Below are 7,419 nucleotides of genomic sequence, written 5' to 3'. Positions count from 1 at the left end.
TCTCAACGAGTTTATTTACAAATTAAACAGACGGTATTTTGGAGACAAACTCTTTGACAGACTAGTAATTGCGAATATAACAGGTGCATAAACGGATAATCAGATTGTTATTTAATTATTCAAAAAAAGGTATACCTTTCACTGCGTATTTTTTCATGCCTTCTTCATTAATTTCCACCCCAATTCCTGGTTTTTCAGATAGCTTAATAAACCCGTCAACCGTCCTTTCTCCCTCATAACTTACAATGTCTTGCCACATCTGGTCTGTGTCCATATATATTTGCCATTCCATGATTTGAAAATTAGGAACGGAGGCACAAACATGGCAAGAAGCCATGGCTCCTAAAAATGACGCAACCATATGGGGGCTAAAGGGCACATAAAACAAATTAGAAAGGTTGGCGATCCTTTGTGCTTCACCAAGGCCCCCTGCTTTCTGAATATCAGGCATAATTATATCCGCCCCACCTTCACTTAGCAGGTTGACAAAGCCATAGGCCAAATAGACATTCTCTCCCGTACAAATCGGCGTACTGGTCTGTTGGGTAAGCTGTTGATATAGCTTGGGGTTATCTGCAGGAATGGGCTCCTCCAGCCACATCAGATCAAGGTCTTCATACATACGGGCCATTTTAACTCCTGTGATATAATCATACCTGCCATGCATGTCCACACAGATATCAATGTTTTTTCCAACTTCCTCTCTTACGGCAGCTATGGCATTGTACATCCGGTCAATTTCGGCAGGGCTTGCCGTCCAGTTAAACCTATCATATTTGTTCGGATCTCTCCCATCATCTACATCAAACTTAACCGCAGTATAGCCTCTATCCACTGCTCCCCTGGCAGCTTGCGCATAATCTTGAGGGCTTGGATTTCTGGATGTATACAGCGCAGTATCACAATACACCCTGATTTTATCTCTAAATTTGCCTCCCAATAATTGATAGACAGGGACACCAAACACCTTGCCTGTAATGTCCCAAAGAGCCGTTTCAATGGCTGTTAAAACGGCCACAAATACTCCCGATTGAGCGCCCCCAAAAAACGCTCCCTTCCTTAACTGTTCAGCAAGCCGATTGGGGTTAAGTGGGTTTTCACCTTTGATTTGTCCACCAAGTCTTTTTACAAGGTGGTAAGTGCCATGAATGGCATCAACTGCTTCTCCACATCCATATATATCTTGATTGGTATAAACCTTTACATACAATGCACCCCTCACATAACCACATTTTACATCAGTAATCTTTAAGTCTGAAGGATTGGAATAAGAGGGTCTCTTTTCTACCGCGGCAGTTAGTGAGGATCCGTAACCGGATAAAAAAGCTGCTCCGGTCACTCCCGATAATGCGGCTTTAGACAAGAATGATCTTCTTTTTAGGTTTTTGTTCATGATAGGTTATTTGGGTTAAATCAATTATTGAAAAAAGGTCAATATTTTTAAATACAATTCAATAAATAGCGTATGGAATCATATAACAAGCTATTATTCTATACATTAAGGATTCCTTTATTTAGAATTACCAGGTTCTTTCTTTTAAAATTTCTTCGATTTGTTCCTTTGGAATGGGCAAATCTTCTTTGTGATCATTAAGCCATTGTGAAAAATCTTTCTCAATTTCAGGAGACCAGCGGGTATCAATTTGTCCTGCGGTATAAACACCTTCTCTAAGCCTGCTGTGGCCAAACATATCTCTGAGCCTGACCACCTCTGAAGTGATCACTACCTTCTCGGCCAAATGGGGAGGAATAAAGGTAACTGCCCCATCTCTTCCTAATACCACGTCCCCGGCCATTACAGTAACTTGTCTAATTTGGGTAGGTGTATTGATTCCAATTAACATGGTATTCAAATCGCCGGTCTGATTGTGATGGGAAGGATGATAGCTGCTAAAGAATGAAACAAATCCACCAATCGCTTTTAAGCCATTGATATCTCTAACTGCCCCATCATAGACGATCCCATTACCGGACTTGGCAAAAATGGCATTGCCAACGTTATCGCCTATTGTTGGTCCGCCATTGTGAAGACCAAATTGATTGGCCACGTATACATCTCGGGGAACCAATAGGTCTACAGGCCAACTATTTTGTCCTCTTTTCCCTTCAGCCTTTCCCCGTTTATCAATGGCATTATGTATGTCAGGTCTTCCCGGCATAAAGGTGGCTGTCAAGGCTCTCCCAACCAAAACGCTATCGGAATGGATGGTTTGCCAGTTTTCTGCATATTGGTACTTATAACCTTCATTTTTTAAAACCGCCCAAGCTTCCTCATGCGTTACGGCCTTCATCCTGTCCAGAATCTCGTCGGAAACTTTTGGGCGACCATCTTCATATCTTTCTCCAGACCAGTTGGGCGTGAGAAATAGCATCTCTTCTTTACTGATTTGTTGCCCATTTCCAGGAATAATGATTAGGAAAGAAATAATATACCCTAGGGCTATTGACATCCACGTTCTCATGCAAAACCGGTTTAAAATAAAACAATAATATAAACCCATCTCTACACAGAGATGGGTATAAAAAGGCTTTTTTACCAACGGACTTTTTGAAAAGTCCAATCGGGATGAACTTTTCGCATTTCAATTTGATCGTCCCTTTTGGTCAAACCTGACTGAAGGTATTGTTGATGAAGCTTTTCCAAGGCTTTTCGGTCAAGTTCTACCCCGAGCCCGGCACCTTTAGGTACCTCAACTGAGCCATTGACAAAGGGGATACTTCCACCTTGAATGACCTCTTCTGATTGCCATGGATAATGGGTATCCAAAGCATATGGGACTTCAGGAAGTGCTGCCCCTAAATGTACCATGGCGGCCAGGGATATCCCCAAGTGGCTATTGGAATGCATGGAAAGTTTCCTTCCGAATGTACTACAAAGCTTGGCCAATTCCATAGAAGCTTTTAACCCTCCCCAAAAATGATGATCGCTTAATATAATATCCTCAGCACCCAAACGAACACTCGCTGGAATTTCCTCAAATGAGGTCGTACACATATTCGTTGCAAGGGGAGTTTGAATGGCTTTTCTTAACTTGGCCATTTCTTCTTGGCCACGAACCGGGTCTTCCAAATACTCTAAGATGGGTTCCATTTCTTTACCATATTGTAGGGCTGTTTCCGGCTTCCATATGGCATTGGGATCAAATCTTAATGGCATTTTACCTCCGAATGCTTCATGCAAAGCAAACATAGCAGCCACTTCTTCCTCCGGTGGAAAGGCCCCTCCTTTTAATTTTATAGATTGGAACCCATAATGTTTGCACATGGCTTGGGCTTGAGCAACAATTCCTTCAGGGTTGATGGCTGCATCCTGCCTGGCTGAAGCCCAGCCTTTGGCATTTTCATCGGTTCCAAAACCCAGGGATCCTCCGGCACCCTCATATTTATAAAAAAGGTAGGCCGCAAAGGGAACCGCGTCTCGCATTTTACCTCCCAACAGATCTACTATTGGTCGGTTTACTACCTTTCCAATAATATCAAGGCAGGCTACTTCCAATGCCGAGAAAACATGCACCAGCTTTCTTTGATCCCAAGGAGCATCCCCCCTATCCCTGCTCGTATCGGTACCGAAATGGGAATTAATCGAAGCTTGCAATTGGTTAAGCTGATAGACATCCTTACCGATAATTAAAGGTGCTGCTTCTGTTAGAGAATCATTGATGGCATCATTACCCGGAATTTCGCTAATTCCAACGATTCCATCCTCAGTAATCAACTCAACAATTGTTCGCAATGCATATGGTGCATGTAATCCTGCAGCATTAAGTAAGGGAGGATCTTTAATCGCGATAGGGGTAATGACCATGTCTTTTATGATCGGTCCCCTACCTGATAGATTATTGTTCATAATTTTAGACTTAAAATTTTAGTCCACATTGGAAAATTTTTCCATTAACAATGCCAAGGCGCTATGGTCTTTTTCATCCATTCCCGCAGCCAAAACAGCATCCATATGGCTTGCTACAAGCGCAGAACCATACAGTGGTACTTTAAATTCCTTGCCGGCCATTAAGGCAATGTTCATGTCTTTTCTGTGCAATTTTATCTTAAAACCCGGCTCAAAATTCCGATCAATAATTCTTTGACCATGGAGGTCAAGAATTCGACTCTGGGCAAAACCTCCCAATAATGCTTCTCTCATTTTTTCAAGATCTACTCCTGCTTTTTTGGCCAAAGTAAAAGACTCTGCTACAGCCTGGATGGTCATTCCCACGATCATTTGATTGCAGGCTTTGGTCATCTGTCCCGCTCCGGCATCCCCTATCAACACTGCACTTTTTCCCATAACTTCAAACAGTGGCTTGACAGTATCAAAAGCAGATTGCTTTCCTCCTACCATAATTGAAAGATTCCCTTGTTCTGCACCAACTTGCCCACCTGAAACAGGCGCATCCAAGGCATCTACACCTTTTTTAAGCATCGCCTCCGCAACTTCTCTGGCAGTGGAAGGAGCAATGGTAGACATGTCTACAAACACAGCACCTGACTGGATACCTTCCAATACCCCTCCTTCTCCAAAAACAACTTCATTTACTTCAGGAGAATCAGGAAGCATGGTAATAATAATTTCTGCATTCTCGGCTACTTCTTTACAGGTGGAATAGGCTTTTGCCCCTTTTTGGGTTAGATCTCCCGCTGCCTTGTTGCTGTCCAATACAATAAGATCAAATCCTGCATCAATTAAGTTGATGGCCATGGGTTTTCCCATAATTCCTAATCCTATAAATCCTACTTTTTTCATAATAGTTGTGTTTTTTATTAATTGGTCACTTATTAATTCTTATTGATAGTCATCTGTTAATCAAGCGTTTTCGGCCTCATCTTTCAAAGCCTGAAGAATGCCTATAATGTGTCCATAAGCAAAGGCAAAAGCTTGTGCACCCGAACCTTCAGCTTCATGTTTTGGAACATGATCGGGCATCACCATCCCGTCAAATTCTACTTCATTTAAGGCACGCATCACATGGAAAAAGTTCATCTCTCCATTGTCAGGAAATACCTCCTGGAAATTGTTATAATTACCTTTAATATTTCTAAGGTGTACATTAAATATTTGCTTCCGCTTACCAAAATATTCTATAATGGGGAAAATATCATTCTTAGGATCTCGAAGCCCCTCTGCAATGGACCCTATACAAAAGTTAAAGCCATGATAGGGACTGTCCGACAATTTAGCAAACCTCTTCATTCCTTCAAAAACTTCAGGACTATTCCATCGCATTATTCCCTTGTATTGATCCGGTACAGGTGGATCAGCAATATGGTTTCCCAACTGAACTTTATATTCCTCTGCCACAGGAACAATCCTATCCAGCATATATTTTATACGTTCAAAAATCTCATCAGCATCCACATTCCCGGCTACAGTCAATGGTTGCTCCCTTTTGAGGGCTTCTTCATAATTCCAGGTACTGTAAGAAGCATTTCCTCTTTTGGGGTCAATGGTTCTTCCGGTTCGTAAAACAGGTAAAATGGTGGTGTTATAATTCAATAATTTAACCCCTGTTTTTGCAGATACCTGAATCATCTGCTGAATCATCTCAATTTCCTTGTCTCTCTCAGGGGCTTTTCCCAACATGATATTTGGGACTACCACACGGTCAATTCCCGCGGAAGTGAGCGGAAGATGGTAGGCATCTAAACTGATACCATATTTTTCGCAAGCATCTCTTTTCCTTAAGGAATCTTCTAGATCCCATCCTTTTCCCGGGATAAATTTTGGCATGCCTCCATCCATATTATAAACACCATGCCGGGCTTTAAAGGCCAGGTTTTCTTCAGATGTTCCACCGGACTGGCAGCCTACTTTCATTAAAACCTTTTTTGCCTTTCTGTTCGTAGGTTTAAGTGTTGACCTATCTGCTCCTATAGCTACACCAGCCGTTGTGAGCGCTCCGGCGGTACCGGAAGCAAACAGCTTCATAAACCTTCTCCGCTGTAAAATTTTTAAAATGTCTTTCATATTACTTTGGGTTAATTATTTTAAACTAAAGGAAATATTTTTGCGGCTATCATAATGGTTACCAATCCTACAATTCCCATAATTGTAAGCAAAGGAGAAAAAGTCCGCAAAGCTTCTTTCTCAGTTAAATTACTCATTTTACATACAATCCAAAATCCACTGTCATTCATCCAAGGAACTAATTTGGATCCACAAGCGATGGCCAAACCCAAGTAGAGGTGATGAAAATCCAGACCGGTGGTAGACATACCGGATAAAATACCTGAGGCAGTAATCATGGCCACAGTAGCAGAACCTTGGGCTGTTCTCACCAATGCGGTAATAAAGAATGCCAGAGGAATAAGGGCCATTTGATAGCCTGATGTAAGCTCAGCAATTCTTAAACTAATTCCCGTTTGTTGTAACATGGCTCCGAAAGCTCCACCTGCAGCAGTTATCAATATAATAACTCCTCCGCTGGTTAATGCAGACTGAACAGCCCCTTTCATCCCATCATTTGTTTTCTTTTTCTGAATAAAAAGGGTCAAAAGCGCCGCCAAAGCCCCCATGATTAAGGCCATGTTTTTCTCTCCAAAAAACTGAAGTATCGAGAGCAAAACATTGCCATTTCCGGCACTGTCCATATCCATAAAAGTGTGGACGGTAGCATTACCTGTAATCAACACTAAAGGCACCAATATTGGAGACAGAGAGATTCCCAATGATGGCAATTGAGAAGCATCTTTATTTGCCAAGGCTTCAATTTCACTTAAAGGAGCATCAATGGATTCCCTCAATGGAATTGGATTTCTTTTATTTACCCATACAGCAAAGAAATAACCTACAATAATGGTCACCGACCCCACTAGGAAACCACCTACCATCATCATGCCTATGGGAATATCCATTTCAGCAATTAAAAATAGAGGACCTGGGGTTGGGGGCACCAATGAATTGGCCATGGCTGCTCCTGCAGTGATGCACAAAACGAGTAGTAAATAACTCTGCTTCAATCGCATGGCCATGGCTTTGGCCAAAGGGATCATTAGGTAAAATACTGTATCAAAGAAGACAGGTATCCCCAAGAAGAAACTACCACTTAAAAATGCCAAGGGGGCATTTTTTTCACCTGTCAAACCTAGAATAGACCTAACGATCCGTTCTGCTGCACCACTCATCAACATGGCTTTTCCAATGATGGCTGCCATAGCTATTAAAATACCTATTTTACCTACCGTACTTCCGAAAGCTGCAGCAATTCGTTCTCCAATGGAGGTATTTGCCAAAGCTTGGGCCGCAGATTCAGATTGCCCCTTGCTTAATGCAAAGTCAATAATAGCTGCTGAAGGAGTCATCCAAGCCACCACCAGGGCAGCCACTATTAGCGCAATAAAAGGATTTAATTTCCCGACTATGATGCCACCGATTACGATGAGCATTCCTATGATTAGAATAATTAAAGGGTCTTGCAACATCTG

At 42.0% G+C, this 7,419-nt stretch carries 6 protein-coding genes; all 6 read right to left on the bottom strand.

Annotated elements, in window-relative coordinates; all coding sequences use genetic code 11:
• Positions 1-115 precede the first annotated feature (115 nt).
• The 6 genes from ACYVHJ_RS11590 to ACYVHJ_RS11565 all read right to left on the bottom strand — a co-directional run bounded on the left by ACYVHJ_RS11590 (position 116) and on the right by ACYVHJ_RS11565 (position 7,416).
• The gene (locus ACYVHJ_RS11590) at positions 116-1,393 is read right to left on the bottom strand and encodes a mandelate racemase/muconate lactonizing enzyme family protein (RefSeq protein ID WP_460514929.1); all 1,278 of its coding nucleotides are present in this window, start codon (positions 1,391-1,393) and stop codon (positions 116-118) included.
• A 127-nt stretch (positions 1,394-1,520) separates the two neighbouring features.
• Entirely contained in the window at positions 1,521-2,450 is a 930-nt protein-coding gene (locus tag ACYVHJ_RS11585) for an RraA family protein (protein ID WP_460514935.1), read from the bottom strand.
• An 83-nt stretch (positions 2,451-2,533) separates the two neighbouring features.
• Positions 2,534-3,847, bottom strand: coding sequence for an enolase-like domain-containing protein (locus ACYVHJ_RS11580; protein WP_460514927.1), 1,314 nt, complete (start codon positions 3,845-3,847; stop codon positions 2,534-2,536).
• Positions 3,848-3,865: 18 nt separating this feature from the next.
• A complete protein-coding gene (locus tag ACYVHJ_RS11575; protein WP_460514925.1) occupies positions 3,866-4,741 on the bottom strand; it encodes an NAD(P)-dependent oxidoreductase in 876 nt (291 codons plus the stop codon).
• A gap of 60 nt (positions 4,742-4,801) precedes the next feature.
• The gene (locus ACYVHJ_RS11570; RefSeq protein WP_460514922.1) at positions 4,802-5,962 is read right to left on the bottom strand and encodes an apurinic/apyrimidinic endonuclease family protein; all 1,161 of its coding nucleotides are present in this window, start codon (positions 5,960-5,962) and stop codon (positions 4,802-4,804) included.
• Positions 5,963-5,982: 20 nt separating this feature from the next.
• The gene (locus ACYVHJ_RS11565) at positions 5,983-7,416 is read right to left on the bottom strand and encodes a GntP family permease (RefSeq protein ID WP_460514919.1); all 1,434 of its coding nucleotides are present in this window, start codon (positions 7,414-7,416) and stop codon (positions 5,983-5,985) included.
• Between the last annotated feature and the right edge of the window lie 3 nt (positions 7,417-7,419).

It is taken from the genome of Cyclobacterium sediminis, assembly GCF_054781075.1.
The sequence above is the reverse complement of the archived record's forward strand: the minus strand, read 5'-3'. Positions and strand labels throughout refer to the sequence as shown.

What these genes read in the sequence shown, in the direction of transcription:
- ACYVHJ_RS11590 (WP_460514929.1), bottom strand. Translation starts at nt 1,393, where the DNA reads ATGAACAAAAACCTAAAAAGAAGATCATTCTTGTCTAAAGCCGCATTA.
- ACYVHJ_RS11585 (WP_460514935.1), bottom strand. Translation starts at nt 2,450, where the DNA reads ATGTCAATAGCCCTAGGGTATATTATTTCTTTCCTAATCATTATTCCT.
- ACYVHJ_RS11580 (WP_460514927.1), bottom strand. Translation starts at nt 3,847, where the DNA reads ATGAACAATAATCTATCAGGTAGGGGACCGATCATAAAAGACATGGTC.
- ACYVHJ_RS11575 (WP_460514925.1), bottom strand. Translation starts at nt 4,741, where the DNA reads ATGAAAAAAGTAGGATTTATAGGATTAGGAATTATGGGAAAACCCATG.
- ACYVHJ_RS11570 (WP_460514922.1), bottom strand. Translation starts at nt 5,962, where the DNA reads ATGAAAGACATTTTAAAAATTTTACAGCGGAGAAGGTTTATGAAGCTG.
- ACYVHJ_RS11565 (WP_460514919.1), bottom strand. Translation starts at nt 7,416, where the DNA reads ATGTTGCAAGACCCTTTAATTATTCTAATCATAGGAATGCTCATCGTA.